The organism is Bariatricus sp. TF06-38A (genome assembly GCF_027690675.1).
Classification (GTDB): Bacteria; Bacillota; Clostridia; order Lachnospirales; family Lachnospiraceae; genus Allocoprococcus; species Allocoprococcus comes.
In genome coordinates, this window is sequence record NZ_JAQFCE010000025.1 from 16,617 (window position 1) to 39,907 (window position 23,291).

At 42.3% G+C, this 23,291-nt stretch carries 23 protein-coding genes; 9 read left to right on the top strand and 14 right to left on the bottom strand.

The window, feature by feature from the left end; all coding sequences use genetic code 11:
• Positions 1 to 124 precede the first annotated feature (124 nt).
• Entirely contained in the window at positions 125 to 1,174 is a 1,050-nt protein-coding gene (locus tag PG418_RS15425) for a LacI family DNA-binding transcriptional regulator (protein WP_498837658.1), read from the bottom strand.
• A gap of 175 nt (positions 1,175 to 1,349) precedes the next feature.
• On the bottom strand, positions 1,350 to 2,585 hold the full coding sequence (locus tag PG418_RS15430) for an MFS transporter (RefSeq protein WP_346997131.1): 1,236 nt from the start codon (positions 2,583 to 2,585) through the stop codon (positions 1,350 to 1,352).
• Positions 2,586 to 2,777: 192 nt separating this feature from the next.
• Here PG418_RS15430 and glsA point away from each other — a divergent pair, with 192 nt between their 5' ends.
• A complete protein-coding gene (gene glsA / locus PG418_RS15435; protein ID WP_008371229.1) occupies positions 2,778 to 3,728 on the top strand; it encodes a glutaminase A in 951 nt (316 codons plus the stop codon).
• Positions 3,729 to 3,784: 56 nt separating this feature from the next.
• Here the strand turns inward: glsA and bilS are convergent, their stop codons facing one another.
• Entirely contained in the window at positions 3,785 to 4,288 is a 504-nt protein-coding gene (bilS, locus tag PG418_RS15440) for a flavodoxin family protein BilS (RefSeq protein ID WP_022220512.1), read from the bottom strand.
• A gap of 136 nt (positions 4,289 to 4,424) precedes the next feature.
• Here bilS and dsdA point away from each other — a divergent pair, with 136 nt between their 5' ends.
• Positions 4,425 to 5,768 (top strand): D-serine ammonia-lyase, encoded by a 1,344-nt coding sequence (gene dsdA / locus PG418_RS15445; RefSeq protein ID WP_330613917.1) that lies wholly within the window; start codon positions 4,425 to 4,427, stop codon positions 5,766 to 5,768.
• 170 nt (positions 5,769 to 5,938) lie between these two features.
• Here the strand turns inward: dsdA and PG418_RS15450 are convergent, their stop codons facing one another.
• The 7 genes from PG418_RS15450 to PG418_RS15480 all read right to left on the bottom strand — a co-directional run bounded on the left by PG418_RS15450 (position 5,939) and on the right by PG418_RS15480 (position 11,506).
• Positions 5,939 to 6,169 (bottom strand): hypothetical protein, encoded by a 231-nt coding sequence (locus tag PG418_RS15450; protein WP_055155952.1) that lies wholly within the window; start codon positions 6,167 to 6,169, stop codon positions 5,939 to 5,941.
• Positions 6,157 to 6,723 (bottom strand): DUF3990 domain-containing protein, encoded by a 567-nt coding sequence (locus PG418_RS15455; RefSeq protein WP_346997130.1) that lies wholly within the window; start codon positions 6,721 to 6,723, stop codon positions 6,157 to 6,159. Before PG418_RS15455 ends, PG418_RS15450 begins: the two co-directional genes overlap by 13 nt.
• A complete protein-coding gene (locus PG418_RS15460) occupies positions 6,716 to 6,940 on the bottom strand; it encodes a DUF3791 domain-containing protein (RefSeq protein WP_195255167.1) in 225 nt (74 codons plus the stop codon). Before PG418_RS15460 ends, PG418_RS15455 begins: the two co-directional genes overlap by 8 nt.
• Positions 6,941 to 6,992: 52 nt before the next feature.
• The gene (locus PG418_RS15465) at positions 6,993 to 7,421 is read right to left on the bottom strand and encodes a hypothetical protein (protein WP_055248699.1); all 429 of its coding nucleotides are present in this window, start codon (positions 7,419 to 7,421) and stop codon (positions 6,993 to 6,995) included.
• A gap of 69 nt (positions 7,422 to 7,490) precedes the next feature.
• Positions 7,491 to 7,697 carry a helix-turn-helix domain-containing protein gene (locus tag PG418_RS15470; protein WP_005341250.1) on the bottom strand — a complete coding sequence of 69 codons (207 nt, stop codon included), beginning with the start codon at positions 7,695 to 7,697 and terminating at the stop codon, positions 7,491 to 7,493.
• A gap of 327 nt (positions 7,698 to 8,024) precedes the next feature.
• Positions 8,025 to 9,755 (bottom strand): ABC transporter ATP-binding protein, encoded by a 1,731-nt coding sequence (locus PG418_RS15475; protein WP_498837659.1) that lies wholly within the window; start codon positions 9,753 to 9,755, stop codon positions 8,025 to 8,027.
• 2 nt (positions 9,756 to 9,757) lie between these two features.
• On the bottom strand, positions 9,758 to 11,506 hold the full coding sequence (locus PG418_RS15480; RefSeq protein WP_498837660.1) for an ABC transporter ATP-binding protein: 1,749 nt from the start codon (positions 11,504 to 11,506) through the stop codon (positions 9,758 to 9,760).
• Positions 11,507 to 11,858: 352 nt separating this feature from the next.
• On the opposite strand from PG418_RS15480, the gene PG418_RS15485 reads away from it, so the two are divergent.
• Positions 11,859 to 12,707 carry a LysR family transcriptional regulator gene (locus tag PG418_RS15485; RefSeq protein WP_173685528.1) on the top strand — a complete coding sequence of 283 codons (849 nt, stop codon included), beginning with the start codon at positions 11,859 to 11,861 and terminating at the stop codon, positions 12,705 to 12,707.
• A gap of 133 nt (positions 12,708 to 12,840) precedes the next feature.
• Here the strand turns inward: PG418_RS15485 and PG418_RS15490 are convergent, their stop codons facing one another.
• Both PG418_RS15490 and PG418_RS15495 read right to left on the bottom strand, forming a co-directional pair.
• Positions 12,841 to 14,025, bottom strand: coding sequence for a sensor histidine kinase (locus PG418_RS15490; protein WP_498837661.1), 1,185 nt, complete (start codon positions 14,023 to 14,025; stop codon positions 12,841 to 12,843).
• Positions 14,022 to 14,717, bottom strand: coding sequence for a response regulator transcription factor (locus PG418_RS15495; RefSeq protein ID WP_227120502.1), 696 nt, complete (start codon positions 14,715 to 14,717; stop codon positions 14,022 to 14,024). Before PG418_RS15495 ends, PG418_RS15490 begins: the two co-directional genes overlap by 4 nt.
• A gap of 122 nt (positions 14,718 to 14,839) precedes the next feature.
• Here PG418_RS15495 and PG418_RS15500 point away from each other — a divergent pair, with 122 nt between their 5' ends.
• The 3 genes from PG418_RS15500 to PG418_RS15510 are packed head-to-tail and all read left to right on the top strand — an operon-like array spanning position 14,840 to position 16,847.
• On the top strand, positions 14,840 to 14,980 hold the full coding sequence (locus PG418_RS15500; RefSeq protein ID WP_173692197.1) for a CD1871A family CXXC motif-containing protein: 141 nt from the start codon (positions 14,840 to 14,842) through the stop codon (positions 14,978 to 14,980).
• The gene (locus PG418_RS15505) at positions 14,973 to 15,860 is read left to right on the top strand and encodes a 4Fe-4S binding protein (protein WP_175305744.1); all 888 of its coding nucleotides are present in this window, start codon (positions 14,973 to 14,975) and stop codon (positions 15,858 to 15,860) included. The genes PG418_RS15500 and PG418_RS15505 overlap by 8 nt, the downstream gene beginning before the upstream one ends.
• A 42-nt stretch (positions 15,861 to 15,902) precedes the next feature.
• Entirely contained in the window at positions 15,903 to 16,847 is a 945-nt protein-coding gene (locus PG418_RS15510) for a TlpA disulfide reductase family protein (protein WP_173685532.1), read from the top strand.
• 221 nt (positions 16,848 to 17,068) lie between these two features.
• On the opposite strand, the gene PG418_RS15515 is transcribed toward PG418_RS15510, so the two are convergent.
• Entirely contained in the window at positions 17,069 to 18,145 is a 1,077-nt protein-coding gene (locus PG418_RS15515; protein ID WP_008371255.1) for a M42 family metallopeptidase, read from the bottom strand.
• A 12-nt stretch (positions 18,146 to 18,157) separates the two neighbouring features.
• Positions 18,158 to 18,919: a creatininase family protein gene (locus PG418_RS15520; protein WP_195508738.1), complete on the bottom strand. Its 762-nt coding sequence runs from the start codon at positions 18,917 to 18,919 to the stop codon at positions 18,158 to 18,160.
• A 414-nt stretch (positions 18,920 to 19,333) separates the two neighbouring features.
• On the opposite strand from PG418_RS15520, the gene PG418_RS15525 reads away from it, so the two are divergent.
• The 3 genes from PG418_RS15525 to PG418_RS15535 all read left to right on the top strand — a co-directional run bounded on the left by PG418_RS15525 (position 19,334) and on the right by PG418_RS15535 (position 23,195).
• Positions 19,334 to 20,092: a GntR family transcriptional regulator gene (locus tag PG418_RS15525; RefSeq protein ID WP_498837662.1), complete on the top strand. Its 759-nt coding sequence runs from the start codon at positions 19,334 to 19,336 to the stop codon at positions 20,090 to 20,092.
• Between the two features lie 228 nt (positions 20,093 to 20,320).
• Entirely contained in the window at positions 20,321 to 22,081 is a 1,761-nt protein-coding gene (locus PG418_RS15530) for a diguanylate cyclase domain-containing protein (protein WP_498837663.1), read from the top strand.
• 196 nt (positions 22,082 to 22,277) lie between these two features.
• Entirely contained in the window at positions 22,278 to 23,195 is a 918-nt protein-coding gene (locus tag PG418_RS15535) for an AraC family transcriptional regulator (RefSeq protein WP_195255156.1), read from the top strand.
• The last annotated feature ends 96 nt before the right edge of the window (positions 23,196 to 23,291 follow it).

A 23,291-nucleotide genomic window follows, 5' to 3' on the forward strand; every position in this document is an offset into this window, starting at 1 on the left:
AAATAATATGAAAAAAAATGCCATTTGTAAAGATGGCATTTTTACTGATAATTCATATTGTTTTTTGTGAAAAGTGTTGAAAGGAACTTTCGTTTCCTTAAGAAACTCCGGGAAATCAGGAAAATCAGGTAAGATTTTCGGAGTCTGAAGGGTCTGCTCCAACAAGACGGAAGCCGAGCTTCATCTCGATCGGGATCTGTTCTCCTCTTTCAATACTGTCAAGAAGTAGCTCTGCGCCGCGGATTCCACTGGTTTTGTAGCCGAAATGGATGGTTGGGATTCCTCCGGTGACGGCTTTTAACATCTGGTTATCTCCGAATCCGGTTACTCGGATGGACGTATTTTCAAGGATATAGCGCATTCTTGCACCTGCATCGGCTGCATTTGTCGGAATCTGCTTTTTTAAGTAGGTCTGAATGGCTTCGATTGCTCCCGCTGCTATGGTATCGGTTGCACATGATATGACATCGATATCACATTTGCTTTCCAAAAGATCCAGAGCAGACTCATATCCAGATTCCAGCGTGAAGGCTGAGGTTCGCTTATTTTCCTCGAAAAGCGTGACACCTGCATTTTTGAGTCCTGCGATAAATCCGTCCTCTCTTGCGGCACCTGCCGCCTTGTCATCGCGGGTAACGCCGATGTAAGCAACTCCTTTTTTACTGAATCCGGCAACGGCCTGTCCCATTGCCTTTCCTGCACCGTAATCGTCGTGGTAAATGCAGTTTGCGTGTGGGGTGCGCTGCCCGATCACGACAACAGGAACCTTTGTCTCTTTTAAAAATTTCCGGTGACCGGCGGTGAACATCGTACCGACAAGAATAATTCCGTCCACCGGATAATTTTCAAATAACCGGAGGTATTCTACTTCCTTTGCAGGGGTGTTGTCGGTTCCGGCAAGAAGCATCTGATAGCCTCTTTCGGCGAGAACACTTTCAATTCCGGCAGTGATCCGGCTGATGGATTCGGAATTGATCTTCGGGACGACCACGCCCACCAGGCTTGCCTTTTTGGTACGAAGCATGCGCGCCTGTGCGGATGGCTGGTATCCGGTTTCTTCGATGACTTTACGGATCTGTTCTTTTTTCTCTTCACTGACGTAGCCGCCGTTCAGATATCTGGATACAGCTGCGCTGGAGACACCGGCGAGCTGTGCGATTTCTTTGATGGTCATAATCTGGTAAATGAAACTCCTTTGTATTTGATATTCTTATTATAGTGGAAAGCAAAATAACAGACAAGACCGGAGAAAGGAGAAAATCCAATCTTGGTCTTGCCTGTATTATTTTGGTTATAACTTTTTAAAATGATGTAAGTGTCAAAAGTAAATTTTGCCGTTCACATCATTATTATAATCTGCGATACAGATTTTTATAGCGTTTTTTGTCCTCTTTCGTTAAGATAACAGCCAGAAGCATGAATGCGACTCCTGTCAGAAGAACGATGATCCAGGTAAAGGTCGGCGTATGATTTTTGTAAATAAATCCGATCAAAAGTTGGTACAGACTCATAAATCCGATACGGATGATCTCCATCAGCCCGTGGATTCTTCCGCGGTGGCTGGATGGGATACGCCTGGTCATGTACGGGCTTTCCGCCAGCATGTAAGAAATCTCACCCCATGTCAGTACGACCATTGCCGCATAATAGAACGGGATGTGTCCGGAAAAGAGGATGAACATCACGTAGCCGACCAGTGTCAGTAAAAGTCCGTAGATTGTCTTTTTTGGTTCGGAGGATCGCTTCAGGATCTGGGTGATAAGTGGTGTGAAGAGAACAACGATAAAGCAGTTGATGCTGGTAACTGTTCCGAATATCACCGCACCGGTATCTCCGTGTAGACGGATCAGATCCATAGGAAAGAGATAATTATACATCTGGTAAAGTGCTGTGTACCCGCTGGTGATCAGAATGAACAGCAGAACAAGCCGGTTTTCTTTAAGAATCGTCAGCAGGCTTTCCCCGTGGCGTTCGGCCTGATAAATGGCGTTACCATCACTTTCTTCTTTTTCCGGTGTGATATTCTGTACAAAGAAATAGATCATCACAGAAGAAGTGCCGATGGAAATTCCACTGAGCAAAAATGCAAGCCATAAGTAATTGCGAAACATAAATCCGGCTACAGCAGAAGCCATCACGCCGCCGAGATTTGCTGTCAGATACTGGAGGGAATACCCTCTCTCCCTGTCCTTGCTGAGGGTGATGTCCGCAGTAAGCGAATTGTAGGACGGATTTTCCATGTTCTGGCAGGTCGATGCGATAAACATCAGCACAATGGATTTTGTCGTCAGCGGGATCAGTCCGCAGATGATATAAGAAATGACGGAAATCATATCCAGGTAAACGATATTCATTTTCTTATTAAAACGATCGGCCATCTTTCCACCGATCAGATTTGCCGGGATCGTCAGGATCCCCATCAGTGCCGTGATCCAGGCAACCTGCACGGCATTCATCCCAAGCTTCTGGCTTAAGATCATCGTCAGCATCGGACGGACCATTGCCCCCATGGCCGTCACAAAGCGTCCGAAGCATAAGACATAGTTTTCTTTTCTAAGACCTTTGTATTGTGAAATTAGATTCATGATACGTTTTCCCCTTTGCATATTCCCCAGTTTCAAACTACTAATAATATACAATGCGGGCACTTTTTTGTCTATCTTATTCCGCCGGGTTTCAGCAAAAAATGGTGGTTGATTGAAGCCGGAAAATGATGTATGTTAATACTTAGGAAATAGCAGTTGTAGGGGGATTACGACTGAGCGAAAAAGGAGAATATGATGAAATCAGAAGAAGTTACGAGAATACTGGAAAATGCCATCCGTATAGGAAAAGGTGTGATCCGGTATGGAAGTGTCGCATCGTATATTCCGGAGCTTGCCAAGGCAGATAAGAATAAACTGGGGATCTGCCTTTACACAATAGACGGCAATCAATTTGAGACCGGAAATACAGAGGACAGATTTACGATACAGTCCATTTCCAAAGTAATGGCACTGTGTTTGGCGCTGGAAACGTTTGGAGCAGAGTTTGTGTTTGATCATGTGGGCGTGGAGCCGTCGGGAGAGGCTTTTAATTCACTGGTAGAACTGGATAACCGGAGCAACCGGCCCTTTAATCCGATGATCAATTCCGGAGCAATTACGGTTGCAAGTCTGCTAGTGAACCATTATTCCATCGAAGATATGCAGAAGTATATGCAGGAAGTATGCGAAGATCCGGAGATCGCGATAGACGAAGCCGTATTTCAGTCTGAGATGGCGACCTGCGCAAGAAATAAGGCGATTGCCTATCTTTTAAAAAGTAAGGACATCATTGATACCGATGTAGAAGAAAGTGTTACCTTTTATACAAAGATGTGTTCCATGTCGGTAAATGCAAGAGATCTGGCAAGGTTCGGTCTTCTGCTTGCAAATGACGGAGTGCAGCTTTCCACCGGAAAACGTCTGATCTCATCTCAAACTGTGCGGATGGTGCAGACCATTATGCTTACTTGCGGAATGTATGACGGATCGGGGGAATTTGCATTAAGAACAGGAATTCCGACTAAGAGTGGAGTCGGCGGAGGTCTCCTCAGCGTGTCGAAAAAGAAAATGGGAATCGGGATCTACGGACCGTCTCTTGACAAAAAAGGAAACTGTATCGCAGGCTGCGAATTGCTGGGATATATTTCAGAAGCACTGCATCTTCACATCTTTGATACCAGAGAGTGGAAGGTAGAAGAATAAAAAAGACGATACTACAGAAATTCTTTCATAAGAGTTTCTGCGGTATCGTTTTTCTTTTATCTTAAAACAGATTTTTGAAGTTTCTCTAAATCAGCTTTATCCGGATGAGATAAAGCTCTGTCAAAGTTTTCAATCAACATATCAAGATTTGGTTTGTGGTTTGGATCTTCTTTCATTTTCACATACCGTTCTCTCATAGCCATCGGCATCTTGCCCTGGCACATATACTCTCCTACTATCTGATTGCTCGGATCAATATTTTCACGTACGTTGTGAAGTACTTTCTGATAATACTCTTCGCTTCCACCAAAGCCGGCTGTTCCGAATAAGAAGATTTTTTTATTTCTAAGTGATTTTAACAGTGTGGTTGTCGCTTCGTCAGCAGTTCCTTTGTCTGTCCAGAAGCCGATATAGAGTATTTCTGACTGCGGATCTGCATCTTTACATAGGCCAAAATAATCGAGAGTTTCTTCCGGAAGTATTTCGCGGATCGCGTCGGCAAGTTCCTTTGTATTGCCTGTCATGCTGCTGAATAAAATAGAATATCTTTCTTTTCCCATGTTTATTACCCCGTTTCTTTTAAACATATTTTAATTATAACACTATTTTTTAGGATTGACAGTTTTTTTGTGGTAGGCATAATACAAGAAATAAGGTAATATATAGGTATGAATAAAGTCATTTGGAAAGAGAGGTATGAAAGCAATGGTTGATTTGAAAGTGCTGGAAGAAAAAACACCGATTCTGAAGGAAATCCGCAGTGAAAAAGAAGTGTTTTGGCAAAATCCGGACAAATCAGCTTGTGGGGAAGCAATGGAACAGATCGAACTTGGTATGGAAGATGTAGAAGATGCCGAGCGCAGACTGGAGCGTTTTGCACCGTTCATTATGAAATGTTTCCCGGAAACAAAGGAGAAAAACGGAATCATTGAATCTGTTCTGACACCGGTTCCAAAGATGAAGGATTTGCTGAATGAGAAATACGACAGCAATCTGGAAGGAAACTTATTATTAAAGCAGGACAGCCATCTGGCAATCGCCGGTTCGATCAAGGCACGCGGCGGTATTTATGAGATTTTGAAGCACACAGAAGAACTTGCATTGGAGCATGGGATTTTGAGTCTGGAAGACAATTATGAGAAACTGGCGAGTGAAGAATGCAGAGAGTTTTTCAAAAAGTATACCATTCAGGTGGGTTCCACCGGAAATCTTGGACTGAGTATCGGAATCATGAGTGCAGCAGTTGGCTATCAGGTGATCGTACACATGTCAGCAGATGCGAAACAGTGGAAAAAAGACTTGCTCAGAAGCCACGGGGTAACAGTAAAGGAATATGAGTCAGATTACAGTGAAGCGGTGAAAAACGGACGTGCTTTATCTGATGCAGATCCGAACAGCTACTTTGTGGATGATGAAAATTCAAAAACACTCTTTCTTGGTTATGCAGTAGCGGCAAAACGTCTGCAAAAGCAGTTGGAAGAAAAGAATGTTGCAGTAGACGAGGAACATCCGCTCTTTGTATATATTCCCTGCGGAGTAGGCGGAGCACCGGGTGGTGTATGCTTTGGACTTAAGCTGCTGTTCGGAGATTATGTACACTGCTTTTTCATAGAACCGACACAGGCACCGTGTATGCTAGTCGGAATGGCAACCGGACTGAACCAGGAAATTTCCGTACAGGATATTGGGCTTACCGGACTTACCCATGCAGATGGGCTTGCCGTGGGACGTCCTTCTGGATTTGTAGGCAGAGTAATGAAGAATCTGCTTGGCGGCGAATTTACTATCCGCGATGGAAAATTATATGATTACATGAGAGACCTTCTCGGAACAGAGAACATTTTTCTTGAGCCAAGTGCTTGTGCTTCTTTTGAAGGACCAATACAGATTGAAAGGAATGAATCTGCACGCAAATATTTACAGGAGAATCATCTTGAAGAGAAAATGAAAAATGCGACACACATTGCATGGGCAACAGGCGGAAGTCTTGTGCCGGAAGCAATTCGTGAAGAATACAAAAACACGTATCTGGAGAAATAAAAAGAACCGGCTGATTCATGAATGCCGATTTCTGGTATAAAAAAACTGAGGTCATTGTTCCATGATTAGGAAATGCTGACCTCAGCGTTTTTGAAATGTTTAATTGTTGCTCTATATGGAATAAAAGTTTTGATCGCCATTGTTGTATAAATTTAAACTCACATTCCATATCAGGATTTCTTTAATTCTTCCCTATACAATTCGGTTATATATGCCGGACCATTGCACCACAGTTTTGTTTTCTCATCATACAGTGCTTTTCCTGTCTTTGAACATAGAAAATCTGTCAATACCTCTTTTCTGTCCTTGCCCGTCTCTTCTGCAATTTCTTCTGTCACCATAGCGATAAGAAGGTCGATTGTATAATCCAGTTTTTCTTTTGGAATTGTTACTTCAGCCATATCTTCTCACCTTTCACAAATTTTAGACACTCAATAGCTGCTTCCGTTTTAAAGCAATATTGATCTTTTAATTTATTTGGCAGCAACTGTTTAATACAAAAATCATCTGCTTCCTGATCACCTGCTGTTCCAAACGCCCCGGCAAGATAAGCAGTAAGGGTAGCGTTTGTTGCATCATCCGCAATCTTTCCTGCAATGATATCATACCTTGCCATTTCACGTTCAACTTCGATGAACATTTTTTTCTTTCGATGAGCGGCAATGCAATGTAACCAGTCTACATCTGCATTTTCAAAAATATGCGTTTCAAGATTTTTTGAAAGTTTGAATTCAAAAGTTGAAATATATCCAAACTTCTGCCCCTCTTCAATTGTTCCGGTTGCGATTGCTTTGGCTATTGAGGTTCTCAGAAAACTTTCTGCCTGCTCCTTTGATGTGGTTAAATAAAATCCCTGCCCAAAATCTTTTCTCTTTGCACATTTGGCAAGATCTGGCTCTTTTACTTCACAATAACTTCCATGATAGAGAACAAATCCATCTTTTAAATCAAGCACTAATCTCTATCCCCTTTCTTTGCAAAAATTCAGTAATATCTTCAAGCACAGCTTCATCACCTTCACAATGAAAAATCCCATAGCATTTTTCTATATATCCAAGAACATCGGCTTCTTTAAACAAGAGGATAATCTGTTCAACAGGTAAATGCCACTCTTCTGAAGCAAGCCGGATTAATCTTGTTTGCATGAAAGTAATCTCTGTTTTCTCACTCATAATGAATCCTCCTTAATTTCTTGGTCAATAATACTGGAATTTTCTACTCTTATCAATAACCCCAAGTCATCAGATTCCATTCTCCGCCTTCACTCCGTGCAAGCCACCATGACCAAGTGTATTCTTCGTTAGCTTCCCATGCACCGCCACCTTTTTTCGGCGAACGGAAACTGCTTTCAAATGCAATACATTGCGTAAAGGCTTCTTTATTATCATCCGTTCTTAAATTGTTCATCCATTCAATGTTATCTGCATTGTTGCATTCTTCATCAGGCATATAAGAAAGACTATGCAATTCACAGCCCTCAAACGAAGTGAACTGCTTTTTTATAATCTCAATGGCAGAGTCTATTTCTTCTTTTGAATAAACGGAAGATGTTCCATAATCAATTTCCACTTTTGATGTATCGCCGTCTTTTCCGCATCCGGCAAAGAGAAGAACCAGCACAATGCAAAGCATTACGGTTATAATCTTTTTCATAGTGAATACCTCCAAATACCGTTTTTTCGTTCTCTGCGACTTCCCGATAAACGGGAAGTTAACCTCCTGTTACTCATCATCTGTAAATTCCATCATCTCATCAACAGTGCAGTCTAGCTTCTTGCAGATCTTCTCAATCGTCTCCATTGATACATACTGATTTTTCCCCATCCGGGCAAGAATATTTCCACTGATTCCAGTGAGGTACTGCATCTCTATTCGCTTCATATTTTTATCTATGAGCATTTTCCACAATCTGTTATAACTTACGCCCATAAGCTATCTCCATATTTCTCATTCAAATATATTTTGATTATATCATGACCGTTGCTTCGCAACTATCATGATCCAATTCGCCGTTCGCCAATCATGCAAGCATGTTGGCTCTCTTGCGCTCATTATATCACGATTTCGTTAGGTCGAATACCTGTAATTTTTGATTTCTTCTGTAAAATGGAAAAGAGGATGCCCCGGCAAAGGGCAGCCTCTCCAACCATTTATTCTGAATTAATCAAAAGGAATCTCACCATCTGGTGCTTCCATGAATCCATCCTTAACTGTTTTGGATGTTTCCGACGAATCCGCTCAAGCACCGTTATCCTTTTATGACACTGCCTGGAACTGGCTGTTATACAGATGACTGTAGAAGCCGCCTTCTTTCAGCAGTTCTTCATGAGTTCCCTGCTCAATGATCTTACCGTCTTTCATGACGAGGATCAGGGAAGCGTTGCGGATCGTAGACAGGCGGTGTGCAACGACAAAGCTTGTACGACCTTTCATCAGGTTATCAAATGCTTCCTGTACCTGCAGTTCGGTACGGGTATCGATACTTGAAGTCGCTTCGTCCAGGATCAGCATTGGCGGCAGACAGAGCATAACTCTTGTGATACACAGGAGCTGTTTCTGTCCCTGGCTGATGCTGTCCTCATGCAGGACGGTATCAAGTCCCTGCGGAAGTCTGCGGATGAAATCCCAGCTTTTTGCCTCTTTTGCTGCCCAGATGATTTCTTCATCCGTGGCATCCGGTTTTCCGAAGCTGATATTTTCACGGACAGTACCGGATTTGATCCAGGTATCCTGAAGCACCATACCGAAGCTCTTTCTGAGCGAATGTCGGGAAAGCTCATCGATCGGTTTACCGTCGATACAGATTTTTCCGGAATCCACGTCATAGAAGCGCATCAGGAGGTTGATAAATGTTGTTTTTCCGCATCCGGTAGGACCTACGATCGCAATACGCATACCAGGTTCAACCTGAAGGTTAAAGTCTTCAATCAGAGATTTACTCTTGTCATAGCTGAAATCTACGTGGTCGATATCCACATTTCCATCCACCTTCTCAAGTACTTCAGAAGAATCGTTTACTTCTTCCGGTTCTTCTAAGAGGTCAAAGATACGTGTCGCACATGCAAGGGCGTTCTGCATTTCCGTGATTACGGATGTAATGTCGTTGAATGGCTTCATGTACTGGTTTGCGTAAGAAAGCAGTACGGAAAGACCGCCGACAGTCAGGGCTCCAAGCGGGATCAGGAATGCACCTGCAAGCGCTACGGCAGCGTAAATAATGTTGTTTACGAAACGGGTGGACGGATTGGTAAGGCTGCTGTAAAATACGGCTTTCTGGCTATATTCTTTGAGTTCTTTATTGATCTCATCAAAACGCTTTGAAGCCTTGTCCTCATATCCGAATGCCTTGACAACCTTCTGATTTCCGATCATTTCCTCGATCAGAGCAGTCTGTTTTCCACGAGTTTCACTCTGCTTTTTAAACATGGTAAAAGAGCGTGAGGAAATAAATTTTGCCACCAGGAAGCTGAGTGGTGTCAGAAGGATGACCATCAAAGTGATCCACACGTTCTTGGAAAACATGAAGATCAAGGTTACAACAACGGTCACAACGCCGGAAAATAACTGGGTAAATCCGAGCAGTAATCCGTCAGAAAGGATATCGGTATCGGCAATGATACGGCTCACAATATCGCCGGTGCTGTGCTGGTCCAGATAAGAAAGCGGAAGCTTCTGGATGTGGCGGATTGCCTGGGATCGGATATCCTGTACAATATGATAGGTCATGCGGTTATTGACAAGGTTCATGATCCAGATTGCGGCTGCAGCGATCACTACGAACAGAAGAATCTGCTTCAGATAGATCCACATCTGGGTAAAGTCTACATTGTGCGCTGCTACGATCTCATCGATCGCATTACCGAAGAGAACCGGCACATAAAGCTGAAGAACCACTGATATTCCGGCAAGGATGATGCTGAGGATCAGGAGGATCCAGTATTTTCCGATATATTTAAAAAGCTTTTTCATTACACTGTCTTTTTTCATACCTACATCTCCCCTCTTTCATATTTTGCACGGTCTTCCGGGAACTGTGAGAAATAGATCTCACGATAAACTTCGCAGGATTTCATAAGTTCATCATGTGTACCGGATCCGGCGAGTTCTCCATTATCTAATACTAAAATCTTGTCTGCCTGGCGGATGCCTGCAACCCTCTGGGATACCAGGAAGGTTGTTGTCTCTCCTTCCAGTCCTGCGAGGGCTTTCCGAAGTGCTGCGTCAGTTGCAAAATCAAGTGCGCTTAAGCTGTCGTCGAGGATCAGGATTTCCGGCTTTTTCACAAGAGCGCGGGCAATGGTAAGACGTTGACGCTGTCCACCGGAAAGGTTCTTTCCGTTCTGCTCGAGCATGAAATCAAGCTGTCCGTCTTTTCCTTCTACGACTTCTTTTGCCTGTGCAACTTTCAGTGCATCCCAGATCTCGGAGTCAGATGCATTTTCATTGCCCCATTTCATGTTATCGCGGATGCTGCCTTTGAAAAGGACGGAGCGCTGCTGTACGATTCCGACCTTGTCGTGGATTTCCTGATTGGTAAGCTCTTTTACATTGCGTCCATTCAGTTTAACGGTTCCGCAGGTTACATCATAGAAACGGGAGATCAGGCTGACCAGAGTGGATTTTCCGCATCCGGTACCACCGATGATACCGACTGTCTGCCCTTTTTTTACAGAGAAACTGATATCAGAAAGGCTTGATGCACCGGCACCTGCATAGGTGAAGGACACCTTGTCGAATTCGACTTCATTTGCAGAAGGATCTGCCTTTGCAGAAGGGGTTTCCGGATAATGCATGGTAGTCCTGATATCCAGGACACCGGCTACACGGTCTGCACATGCCATCGCCTTGTTCAGTGTAATGATCAGGGAAGCCAGCTTGATCAGCTCGACGATCATCTGTGCCATGTAGTTGTAAAGCGCGACAACCTGTCCCTGATGCATGGTTCCGAGATTGACCTGGAGTCCTGCTCTTGCGATCAGGATGACAGTTGCAATGTTGATCAACACGTAGGTAAATGGATTTAACAGGGCGGAAATTCTTCCGACAAATTCATTTAACCTGGTCAGTTCGGTGTTGCTCTTTTCAAATTCATTTACCGACTCTTCTTCGCGGCAAAATGCGCGGATCACGCGGACACCTGTCAGATTCTCACGGGTAAGTCCTGTGACGCGGTCCAGGGCAGCCTGCACTTTTTTAAAAAGCGGGATGCTGACCAGCATAATGAAAATGACGCCGACAAATAAAAGAGGGATCGCCACAACGAATACCAACGCACATTTAAAGTTGATCGTAAATGCCATGATCATCGAACCGATTACGATAAACGGACTTCTCAGAAGAAGACGAAGTCCCATGTTGATGCCGTTCTGGATCTGGTTGATATCATCGGTCATCCGTGTGATCAGGGTGTCCGTACCGATCGTATCAAGTTCGGTAAATGAAAAGCCCTGAATGTGGTCAAATACGGCCTGTCTTAAATTGGTTGCACAGCCGACACTCGCTCTTGCAGCAAAATACTGTGCGGTAAAACTGCAGCTAAGACCGACTGCAGCCATGAGGATCAGCACCAGGAACATCTTTACGATGTAGCCGTGGTCATTGTTTGCAATACCAATATCAATGATCTTGGCGACAACCACCGGAACCAAAAGGTCAAATACGACTTCCAGCAGTTTGAATAATGGTGCAAGAATACTTTCCATCTTGTATTCTTTCAGATAAACCCAAAGTTTCTTCAAACACACTCACTCCTGTTCTTTACTTCTTAGTTTTTTCTTGACCTACTCATTATAATGCGCTACCATCAATATGAATAATATTGTTTTTATGACAGCTTAATATAAAAAAAGTATAACAATGTGAGTGGCAAAAGGTATTTTGACCTATTTGATACCAGATTGCTACATGCTTTGCACTCTCGCAATCCTCAAAAACATTCGTAATCCGCTCATTTTTCTTTGAAAAATGGCTACTTACTCATGTTTTTGGCGGGTCAAGAGGTCAAAAATCCTCTTGCAAGCAAGCTTGCATCGGCTTTCTGACCTTTTGACCCTGGTATCATCATATAACTAAACGGAGGGAAAAAAGAAAATGGAACTCAGACAGCTGGAATATTTCCGGGAAATCGCGAATACGGGAAGCATCAATGAAGCGGCGAGAAAGCTCAATATGTCACAGCCGCCCCTCAGCTATCAGATCAGGCAGTTGGAAAATGAACTGAACGTGCAGCTGTTTGAGCGTACCCATAAAGGGGTGATCCTGACGGCGGCAGGTAAGCTTTTGTATGACCGTGCGGCGAGCCTTCTGGATTATGCCAGATCGACAGAGCTTGAGGTGTCCCAAACGGGTAAAAAAAGGGTTCTGAGAATCGGGATCACGCCGACGACGGTCGGCACAGTCATGCCGTTTATCGCAGAATTTTCAAAGAAAAATCCCGACGTGAATTTTGAGGTTCACGACGGGATCACGTATACGTTATATGATTATCTTCAGGAAGGGATCATCGATATTTCGGTTGTCCGCACGCCGCTCCGGCTGGATGATGTGGAGTCCGCAGTCCTGCATTCGGAGCCGATGATCGCTGTCTCCAATCCGGAGATGCCTTCAGAAAGGCGAAAATCGCTCATTCTTGAAGAGTTAGTCCACAAACCGTTAATTCTCTACCGGCGCTATGAAAAGCTGATTATGGATGCATTTCACGCGCAGAATCTGGTTCCGGAGGTGTTCTGCCTGTGTGATGATGCCAGGGGCGCTACCCTCTGGGTGAAGGAAGGGCTTGCCACGGCGATCTTCCCGCAGTCCATGGAGCCGCTTTGCGAAGGGCTGACTTGTCAGGTGCTTGATGAACCGGATTTGGTGACGAAGATCCTTCTGATCTGGCAGAAGGGGCGGAAGCCGACGGCGGTAGTGCAGGATTTTATGGATGTCTGTCTGAAATAATTTAAACCGTATCAAAAATAATAATCCTTAGTTTATTTTTGATACGGTAAGTGAATTGTAAGACGGATTCTCCATGTTCTGGCAGGTGGAAGCGATAAACATCAGTATGATCGATTTACGAATTGTTTTTCGATTATACTGCTTTTTCAAAGTTTGCCCCTATACCCATTTTCACTTCAAATGTCGTTCCGCTATGCTTATTTGTATAAACTTCAATCGTTCCGTCATGAACCCGCACAACTTCTCGCACCATCGCAAGGCCAAGCCCCACACCTCCGAGTTCCCGGCTTCTTGACTTATCTACCCGGAAGAACGGTTCGAAGATATGCTCCCTGAATGCTTCATCAATTCCATTTCCTGTATCCGAAACCTTCAGAACAACTTCGTTCTTCTCCCTTATTGCCGATACCGTAACGGATCCATTTTCCCGATTATATTTAATCGCATTTTCCACAAGATTATATAGCATTCTGTAAATCAGAATATCACTCCCTGTCAAAAACAATTCTTCATCAGCCTTTGCTCCTGCTCCCTGTGACTTCTGTATCAGTTCAACCTTTTTTTCCTGTGCCAGCGGTTCCAGATCTGTCAGTACTTCCTCGATCAGACTATGGAGCTCAATTCTGTCATTTCGCGATACGGTCTGTAATTCGCTCATATCCAAAAGCGTTCGGACCAACTTGCTAAGACGTTCATTCTGCTCCGTTACCATCTGAATTGTCTCTTCTGCCACTGCGGTACTCTCCGGATGTTCTGTTGTATGGTATAGATCCAGTTGTGCCTGGATTAAAGCCAGTGGAGTACGTAACTCATGTGCTGCATTTCCCGTAAACCGGCGCTGCGTCTCGAATGATTCTGAAAGCCGTATAAGCATCTTATTGTAAGATATGCGAAGTCTGTCCAGCTCTGCAATCTTATTCTCTTCGATCGTATAATCTTTCAGATTCTGTGCCTGAACTTTTTCCACTGTCTCTGAAAATTTCCTGAGTGGTTTCAATGCCCGTCCACTGATAAAATAAGTCGCTGCGCCGCCAAACAGCGCTACAATAGCAGTAATCAGAAGGCTTCTGCTTCTATAATCTGATTTGGAGTTATAAACCTTCATGGAAAACTGTGCCACAAAGTCATCCCACTCATTATCCGGAATATCAATGTACACCGATTCCGGCTCTGTGCCCTGATCCGTGATAGACTCCTGAAGCGTATCGAAATAATAGACTCCGTTTTTATATAAGAAAAAGGTAAGACATCCGCATAATATGGTGATCAACACGGTTGTAAGAAGTGTTAATTTCCACTGGAGTGATATTTTCTTCATGCTTTACTATTTCCCCCTATCTTATAGCCCTCACCGATTTTGTTCACGATTGGATCATATCCGAGTCCTGCTTTCAGTTTTTTTCTCAAAGAAGACATATGTACTCGGATGGAACCGCTAAAACTATCCACAGAAGAATCCCAGACATGCTCGATCAGTTCTTCCTGACTGACCGGTCTTCCCTGATTTAAAAGGAGATATTCTAAAATTCCATTTTCTTTTCTCGTCAACGCAACCGGGTTATCGTCTGCATATGCAACCCTTTCTCTCGTATCAAATCGCAGTTTTCCGCATTCCAGACAGATATTTTTTTGTATAAATTTTCTTCTTGTCAGGCTTCTCACGCGCGCTTCCAGCTCCTGCAGGTGAAATGGTTTTTCCATATAATCATTTGCACCGGAATCCAATCCTTCAACTTTATCTGCGATCTGACTTCTCGCAGACAGGATCAATACTTTTGTCTCTTCATTTTCTTTGCGAAGTTCCCGAAGGATCTCCATCCCATCCACCCCGGGCAGGTTAAGATCAAGCACGATCAGGTCATACAGTTCCGCATAGATCATCTCCAGTGCCTGCTCTCCGTCATTACACATGTCCACCTCATAACCTGCCAGATGCAGACTTTTCGTGATCATATCACATAATTTCTTTTCATCTTCAACAACTAATAATCTCAATTTACTTTTCTCCATTTTCTTAACAGGAAATTTACATCCCATATTATATAATGTAGTCACTGAACGGTCAATAAGCCGACTTTGAGCAATAACATTGAAAGGAGCAGTTACTATTTACAGTAACAAGTGGTATCTTAATGAAATCAGAAAAAGCAACACAAATTTTTTTACTTGCAGCCGGTCTTGTATTTTTCCTTGCCGGGATTTACCGTGGAGAAGCTGCAACTGTACTCAGTAAGGCAATAAAATTATGTATGGAGTGTGTCGGAATTGGATAAGAAATTAAAATCAAACAAGAACTTCCTGGTTCGTTTCCGCGGATGGTTTCAGGCAGCTGCAACACTGCTGACCAATCTTCATATTCCGAATCTGTTTAAAGGGAAAATTTATCAGGGAAAGGTAAAAACAATATGTGTACCCGGACTGAACTGCTACTCTTGCCCGGCTGCCACAGGTGCCTGTCCGATTGGAGCTTTCCAGGCTGTAGTCGGTTCATCAAAATTCAAGTTCACCTACTACATCACCGGATTCTTTATCTTGCTGGGAGTTCTGTTAGGACGATTTATCTGCGGTTTTCTCTGTCCGTTTGGATGGTTTCAGGATTTGTTGCATAAAATTCCGGGTAAGAAACTGTCTACTGCAAAACTAAAACCCCTGCGGTATCTGAAATACGCGGTTCTGGCCGTTTTTGTTATACTGCTTCCGGCATTTGTGACTAATTCGTTGGGGATGGGCGATCCATTCTTCTGCAAATACATATGTCCACAAGGCGTACTTGAAGGTGCAATTCCACTGGCACTTGTTAATTCGGGAATCCGCGCGGCACTCGGGAATTTATTTACGTTTAAGTTTACAATCCTTGTACTTGTAATCATCTTAAGTATTTTGTTTTACCGCCCATTCTGTAAGTGGATCTGCCCGCTTGGTGCCATCTACTCGCTGTTTAACAAAATATCATTACTTAAGATTAAGGTGGATCCTGAAAAATGTGTTAACTGTCAAAAATGCAGCCATGCCTGTAAAATGGATGTAAATGTAGTAGACACACCGGATCACCCGGAATGTATCCGATGTGGAGCATGTATGAAAGCCTGTCCGACAAATGCGATCTGCTATCATTACGGATTTTCAGGCAAGAAACAGGCTGACAATAAATAAGCAAAAATGAATCAAATGATATTCAAAAGGAGATTAAAAATCATGAAAAACAAAACAAGTAGAACAAACTCAATGAAATTAAAAAAAGTAATTGCGGCATCTCTTGCCGTTTTCATTCTTTTTGCATTCACAGGTTGCAAAACTTCATCCGGTTCCGCAACAACTGAAAGCTCAAAGCAGGAAGATACTTCCACAACAGATTCAAGCAGTTCGGGTGATCTGAATGAAAAGCTGAATGACCTTTACCAACAGGAAAACCAGATCTTTGCAGATCACAAAGATGTGTGGGACAAAGCATTTGGCTTTATGAGCAAGAACATTGACGATGATACCAAGAATGAAAACTATGCGGACTTTCTTGCAAATATAATAGAATCAAACAAAGATTCTTTCTCCGAAGAAGAATATGCTACTCTGAGTAAAGACATTGAAACGATCCGCGGTATTGAAGAAGAAATTGCAAAACTTGAAAAAGAAATTGCCGCAGCTGATCCTTCCGGCAGTAGTTCCTCCGGCACAGATGACTCTACAGGTGTGTTTCACGGTTTCAAAGGGAAAGACCTGGATGGTAACGATGTAGATGAAAGCCTTTTCGCCAAAAATAAAGTTACGGTTGTAAACTTCTGGTTCAGTGGATGCAAGCCTTGCGTTGAAGAACTTTCTAAACTGAATGAATTAAATGATACAATTAAGAAAATGGGCGGTGAAGTTGTTGGTATCAATACAGATACATTAGATGATAATCAGGATGGTATCAAAGAAGCGAAAGAAATCTTGAAGGCCAAGGGAGCTTCCTACAAAAACCTGACTTTCGACTCCGATTCAACAGTTGGAAAATATGCAGGAAACATTATGGCATTCCCGACAACAGTTCTCGTAGATAAAGACGGAAATATCGTTGGCGAACCTTTCATGGGCGGAATCGATGATCAATCAAACTACGAGCAATTAATGAAACAAATTCAGTCCATACTTGATCAGGAATAATTCATTTACTGAAGATGTATGCTAAATGAGGCTGTCGCATTAGTGCGGCAGCCCCTATTTTTTTTGGTGTATTCCTATTTATCAGGATTCCATGTTTAACCTTCTGCTAGCTCTGAGGTTTTCCGAATGCTTTGTTTATGATTTAGGTAACATTCAAGCGTAGCAATACAATTCTCTGTTAGTATGTCTCGAAAATGCTTTGTTTCTTTTATGTATTGTATTTAAAAACTCATAACCTGCTCTTCGTCAAGTCTTTTAAGAATTTCGCATGCCAGCTTAACAGCGTTATCAAAGTCGCTATAAGCTGAAATTCCGTAATGTGTATGTGCATAGCGAACCGGAACTCCGATAACGATAACCGGAACCGCTTTTTCAGTCAGATGTATAGCTGCACCGTTGGTTGAACCGGCACTGCGAACTGCATCCTGAACCGGAATACCAAGCTTTTCTGCCAGATCCAGTGCATATCTTTGATAATGTGGATTGGTGATCATACGGGCATCAATGTGACGCAGCATCGGTCCTCGCTTGATAGCTGTCTGAACCATATACGACTCAACGCAGGTATCATCTGCCGGGCATCCCTCAAAAACAATTGCGATATCCGGTTTAATTACCTGTGCTGTTACAGTGGCACCGCGTACACCAACTTCTTCCTGTGCTGCACAAGCGCCAACAATATCCACATTCAGCTCCTGACCAGCCAGGGTATGCATAGTCTTAAGAATTGCCGCACATCCCAGACGGCAGTCAAAGCTCTTGCCAACCATCAGATCTGTGGTTTCTGAATATGTAAATGTTACATCCGGCACTACGGGTTCACCGATACGAATGCCGAACTTTTCAACCGCCTCTTCTTTAGAAACAGCGCCAACATCTACCGTGATATCTTTCATATCCAGAGGTGCTTTACGCTCCTGCTCTGTCATGAAATGCGGAGGCTTGCTGGCAGTAAGCCCCGGAATATATTCTCCGAACCGGTTGCGAACCAAGACTTTATGAGCCGGAATATTGTGGTTAACCCAACCTCCGATCTGAATGATGCGGAGAGTTCCGTTCGGGCAGATAGCCTGCACCATAAAACCAACCTCATCACTATGTGCGTCAAGCTGAACAACCGGACGTTTGCCGTTATTTTCTTTACGGCGGATATACAGGTTGCGCATGCGATCTTCTGTAATTTCTCCGAGTCCTTCTGCGTAAGGACGAATCGCTGCAACCACTTCATCTTCGAAACCGGATGTACCGTTTGCATTTGAAATTGCTGCAATCATTTCCAGCGTTGTTTTTTTATCCATTATGACACCTCTTTATGAAAGTTTTATTTTCTTGAATTCTTCCATGAAATCAACAATATAGTTTGCTGTAGTCTCAAGCATTTCCTTGCCCCACTCTTCTGTAGCGGTACTCGGATGATCCGGTCCGATCCAGCCGTTGTCTGTTACATGCGGAGTATTGCGAATAATATCAACGTTAACTCCCTTGAACTCAACAGAATGGAAACCGGTTGTCTTCAGATTATCAGACAGGTGCTTAAACTGAAGTTCACCACCTATCTCACTCTTATCAACTAAAGACGGATCAATTCCAAGAATCGCAGCTGTTTCCTCACCACCGCCGTGACCGCCTTTCCACGCCGGGTTCATATCCCATGCCATCAGCCACCAGTTAAGCATAGCCACCAGACAGCCCTTATCTTCGAATTCCATGCCAAGGCGTTCAATCATCTTGATGTTTCCGCCATGTCCGTTCAGGAAAACGAATTTTCTTGCGCCGTGACGATACAGACTCAGAAAAATCTGACGGCAAAATTGATAGAGTACCTCATTGTCAATATCAATTGTACCCGGATACGGAGCTAAATACTGGCAGGAACCATATGGAATGGTCGGAGCAATCAAAACATCACTCTTCTTCTCGATTTTTTCCAACAAATGCTCCGGAATCAGTGTGTCGGTTCCAAGCGGCATATGACGGCCGTGACACTCAATACTGCCGATAGAAATAAGTACCATATCGTTTTTTTTAAAATATTCTTGAGCTTTCGGCCAGGTCAAATTTGTAAGTCTCATAAGTTCTCTCCTTCCTACTATAATTATTCTTCTCAACTGAAAATCGGACTATTCGGAAACCAGACAGTCCGACATCCATCAATTACTGCGTTGCTTCCTATTCCCCTTTAGGATTTTTTTATGACAATGCAGAATTTTTGAGCTACTCTTGATAACCCAAGTATAGTCCATGCAAATATGATTGTCAACAATTTCAACTTAATGTTAACAGCGGGAAAATAGTGCTTTCGTTTTTGCTAACAATCCACTATAATTATAATAAGTTTTTTGCTAACGGACAAAAGACATCCGTATAATTTTTTCTATTAATTAGTAAGAAAATGAAACATGCGAGAAATTGGCGGTATGTTCTACTATGAACCAAGCGTACCTATCGAAAACGGATACTTATTCTGAAAATTTTATGAGGTAAATATGCAGAAACAACGAAAAACATCAAATACTACTACATCAGAAATTGTTCTTGAATCTCTGCGGGAGCAGATCATCAATGGAATCCTTCAGCCTCAAGAAAAACTGGTAGAGGCTGAAATTGCCCGGAAATTCGGACTCAGCCGAGGTCCTGTGCGCGAAGCACTCCGACAGCTCGCCGTCGAAGGTTTAGTCGATTACTGTCCTAACAAAGGATGTACAGTCGCACTGCTTTCTCCACAAGACGCTTATGAAGTATTTTTTCTGCGAGGCAGCCTTGAAAAACTGGCAATCCAAAAAAGTAACTGCCTCCTTAGTGACTATAGTCTCATGATAATGGAAGCCAGTATTGAAGAATTTCGAAAGGCTATTCTCGAAGGCAATACTATGAAGGCTGTTCGTGCAGATGAGACATTCCACCTGCAGATCATTCGTTCTGCCCAGCTTAACCGACTGACCAAAATGTGGGAGCTGCTGAGTCCACTGAATGGTGCCATGTTCCTCTCAGTTCAAAATGCTAATCGCTTTGGACAGTTAAGCGGAGATGCTGAAACGCTTCAGAATGCCAAATGCTTAGAACCAAACACACCGGATCAAAATACCTCTCATAACGGAAGCGCTGCAGTATGGACACACCAATGTCTGTTGGAGGCCATCCGGATTAACGATCTCCAGACAACCTGTGATCTTCTGGATCAGCATTATGAAGAAACCGGCAGACGTGTATACAGACTTTCACTCATGAAAGAACAGAGCTTTTGATCCGTTTCATTGATAATGGTTTGAGGGGCAAACTTGAGGGTTTGGTTTGAGGGGTTCATAATATGTTTCTTTTGTCTTTTGGATCGACTTCATCAGCAAGGATTTCTTTCATTTCATGTATAAGGATTATGCACAGTCCGTTTTTTCATAAAACTTATTCTGTTTTTCAACTTCTGTGATATAATGCTTTATTATAATAATTCCCATGGACAAAATGAGGTGAACCGAGTGAAAAAGAAAACACTTGTGCCTCTTATCATTTTTTTACTGGGCATATGCCTTGTTAGTTTGATTGTATACAAAACAGATACCCACGAAAAAGAGCAGAGACACATAACAGCACAATTAAACGTAGCCACCTATGGCGAACGAATAAAGAATGAAATTACAAATGGAATTGAGATCACAGATACCTTGAAGCAAATCTTAATAAGTGAAGATGGCGAAATCCATCAGTTTGAAACAATTGCAGGAAATCTTATGTCTGATTCTATTGAAAGTGTACAGCTCGCTCCTAATGGTGTTGTTACAGATATTTATCCGGCTAATGAAAAGGAGGCAGGTAAGATTGATTTGATCCACGATAAAGACCGCGGAAAAATTTCCTGTTACGCAAGAGACAACCATACAATCATTACGCAGGGCCCCTTCAAATTAAAACAGGAAGGATATGGAATTGCAGTCCGCAATCCCGTATATCTGAAAGATAAAAACGGACATGAGTATTTCTGGGGATTTACTATTGTTATCCTGCGTGTTCCGGATATTTTTTCAGATTCAATCAGTGCACTTTCAAATTTTGGATACGAATACAAAATTTCAAAAACAGACGCTCCATGGAGTGATACTTATAAAGTGGTTTATCAATCAGATGGGCAAATAAATCGTCCTGTTTCTTATACATTTACAATAGGAGATGAAAACTGGAAATTTGAAGTAACTCCTAAAAGTGGATGGAGAAATGCCGCATTACTGATAATCATCATCGGAATATTTCTTACAATAAGCCTTCTCCTGTCAGTTCTTACCAGAGTATGGTTAGTAGCAAAAGAACATAAGAAAAAGTTTCAGATACTGGCGCGCACAGATTCTCTTACAAATATTTATAACCGCTATGGATTTGATGAATTTGCAGAAAAAATGATTCAAAAAAATCCAAAAGCACATTTTGTGGCTGCGCTCCTTGATATCGATGATTTCAAGTTTATTAATGATATCTATGGACATAATTACGGAGACAGGGCACTAAAGAATCTTGCAGACAGCATGAAGACTTTTTTCCCATCCGATGCATTACTTGGAAGAAATGGTGGTGACGAATTCTGCATTCTTTTACCAAATTGTACCTTTGCAGAAGCAGATATACAGCTGCAGAAATTCACCAAACTTCCTAAATCATTCTCATACCATGGTAAGGAACATGCATTTTATATTTCTCTAGGATATGCAGAATATCCAACATTTGCATCCAATCGTTCACAACTCATGCGCTGCGCAGATGCCGCTCTTTATGAAATAAAGCTTCATGGAAAAAATGGATGTATGGTCTACAGAGAAGGATTTCGGTCAGGTGCCCGCAAACAGCTTGGATTCGCATTCAAGGATATCGCGGAACATCTTCCAGGTGCATTCATCATATACAGAGCTGACAAAGAAGATGATGAACTATTTTTTGCAAATGATGAATTTCTTCATATGTCAGGATATAAAGATATAGATGAACTGTTCAGACTTACTAAGAAAAGTTTTCGCAACTTGATCCGGGAAGATGAACAGCAACAGATAGAATCAAGTATCTGGGAACAGATTGACAGTGGTAATGAAAATGACTATATTCACTTCCATCTTCGAAAAGCTGACGGAACTTATTTTTCTGTGCTTGATCATGGAAGAATTGTAGAGAACCCGCAATACGGAAAGGTATTTTACGTATTGTTCATGGATTGGAAAGATATGCATATTCGTTACAATGATAAATTCGCAAGATAATAAAATATTGCAAAAAAACAGAGCGTATGATCTATTTTCATATTAATACTTGGTTTGAAAACTGATGGAAGAATAACACGATACTGCGATAGAATAAGGAAAACGGTTAAACTAACTATTGCTGAGTGAGCAACAGCAAAAGTAAGCATGACTGGAAAGTGCTTGTGATCTTAGGGATTAAGAGAGGATACAGATTATGGAAGATTCTTACGTATTACAACTGTTGAAACCAAAGTTTAAAGATTTTCATTTGTGTTTCTGCGGATTTGCAGAATGCAAGCCATTACATAGCTACGGGCCAGCCGCAAGACCCAATTATATTTTGCATTATGTAATGAAGGGCAAAGGTATCTATCAGGTAGGTGAAACGAAGTATCCGCTGAAAGAAGGACAGGCCTTTCTGATTGAACCAGAAAGCCTTACCTTTTATCAGGCAGATAAAACGGACCCATGGTCTTACCTTTGGGTAGGATTTGGTGGTACGGAGGCACAGAGATTTGTCAGAGATCTCGGACTGAACAGTCGTCAGCTTACATGCGAGTGTGAATATGGAGAAGAACTGAAAGAAATTGTATTTGAAATGCTTCATCATACGTGTTCAACTGCAGAAAATCTTTATTATCTCCAGGGAAAGCTCTATCAGTTTTTCTCAGTACTGGCTCGTGGGATTGAAATTCAGCAATATTCGAATGATACAAAAGAAAGCATACATGTGCAGGAAGCAATTGCCTATATAAAGAATTACTATTCACAGAAAATCACAGTGGAAGATATAGCAAATTATTTGGCACTAAATCGAAGCTATTTATATACAATATTTATGAACAGTCTTGGAATCTCTCCGAAAGAATTTTTGACGGAATTTCGAATTTCCAGAGGAAAGGAGCAGCTCGCACTTACAGATCTGTCTGTGGAGGAGATTGCAGTTTCCTGTGGCTATCGTAATTCCCTTGCTTTCGGTAAAGTATTTAAGCAGAAAGTGGGAATAACGCCGACCCAATATCGTAATGACAACAGAAAGGATGCCCGAGAACGATTGATCCGTGCACAAAATGAACTGAAAGAATATAAGAAGCATAAAACAATTTATGTAGGAAACATCGAAAAAGAATAGATAAAATGTTTAAAAAAACATCCAATACCTAACATTTGGGATACAATCCTTAACAAAAAGGTATAACGGATGTTTTTTTTGTACGCTATACTTGTA

What these genes read in the sequence shown, in the direction of transcription:
- PG418_RS15425 (WP_498837658.1), bottom strand. Translation starts at nt 1,174, where the DNA reads ATGACCATCAAAGAAATCGCACAGCTCGCCGGTGTCTCCAGCGCAGCT.
- PG418_RS15430 (WP_346997131.1), bottom strand. Translation starts at nt 2,585, where the DNA reads ATGAATCTAATTTCACAATACAAAGGTCTTAGAAAAGAAAACTATGTC.
- glsA (WP_008371229.1), top strand. Translation starts at nt 2,778, where the DNA reads ATGATGAAATCAGAAGAAGTTACGAGAATACTGGAAAATGCCATCCGT.
- bilS (WP_022220512.1), bottom strand. Translation starts at nt 4,288, where the DNA reads ATGGGAAAAGAAAGATATTCTATTTTATTCAGCAGCATGACAGGCAAT.
- dsdA (WP_330613917.1), top strand. Translation starts at nt 4,425, where the DNA reads ATGAAAGCAATGGTTGATTTGAAAGTGCTGGAAGAAAAAACACCGATT.
- PG418_RS15450 (WP_055155952.1), bottom strand. Translation starts at nt 6,169, where the DNA reads ATGGCTGAAGTAACAATTCCAAAAGAAAAACTGGATTATACAATCGAC.
- PG418_RS15460 (WP_195255167.1), bottom strand. Translation starts at nt 6,940, where the DNA reads ATGAGTGAGAAAACAGAGATTACTTTCATGCAAACAAGATTAATCCGG.
- PG418_RS15465 (WP_055248699.1), bottom strand. Translation starts at nt 7,421, where the DNA reads ATGAAAAAGATTATAACCGTAATGCTTTGCATTGTGCTGGTTCTTCTC.
- PG418_RS15470 (WP_005341250.1), bottom strand. Translation starts at nt 7,697, where the DNA reads ATGGGCGTAAGTTATAACAGATTGTGGAAAATGCTCATAGATAAAAAT.
- PG418_RS15475 (WP_498837659.1), bottom strand. Translation starts at nt 9,755, where the DNA reads ATGAAAAAAGACAGTGTAATGAAAAAGCTTTTTAAATATATCGGAAAA.
- PG418_RS15485 (WP_173685528.1), top strand. Translation starts at nt 11,859, where the DNA reads ATGGAACTCAGACAGCTGGAATATTTCCGGGAAATCGCGAATACGGGA.
- PG418_RS15490 (WP_498837661.1), bottom strand. Translation starts at nt 14,025, where the DNA reads ATGAAGAAAATATCACTCCAGTGGAAATTAACACTTCTTACAACCGTG.
- PG418_RS15495 (WP_227120502.1), bottom strand. Translation starts at nt 14,717, where the DNA reads ATGGAGAAAAGTAAATTGAGATTATTAGTTGTTGAAGATGAAAAGAAA.
- PG418_RS15500 (WP_173692197.1), top strand. Translation starts at nt 14,840, where the DNA reads ATGAAATCAGAAAAAGCAACACAAATTTTTTTACTTGCAGCCGGTCTT.
- PG418_RS15510 (WP_173685532.1), top strand. Translation starts at nt 15,903, where the DNA reads ATGAAAAACAAAACAAGTAGAACAAACTCAATGAAATTAAAAAAAGTA.
- PG418_RS15515 (WP_008371255.1), bottom strand. Translation starts at nt 18,145, where the DNA reads ATGGATAAAAAAACAACGCTGGAAATGATTGCAGCAATTTCAAATGCA.
- PG418_RS15520 (WP_195508738.1), bottom strand. Translation starts at nt 18,919, where the DNA reads ATGAGACTTACAAATTTGACCTGGCCGAAAGCTCAAGAATATTTTAAA.
- PG418_RS15525 (WP_498837662.1), top strand. Translation starts at nt 19,334, where the DNA reads ATGCAGAAACAACGAAAAACATCAAATACTACTACATCAGAAATTGTT.
- PG418_RS15535 (WP_195255156.1), top strand. Translation starts at nt 22,278, where the DNA reads ATGGAAGATTCTTACGTATTACAACTGTTGAAACCAAAGTTTAAAGAT.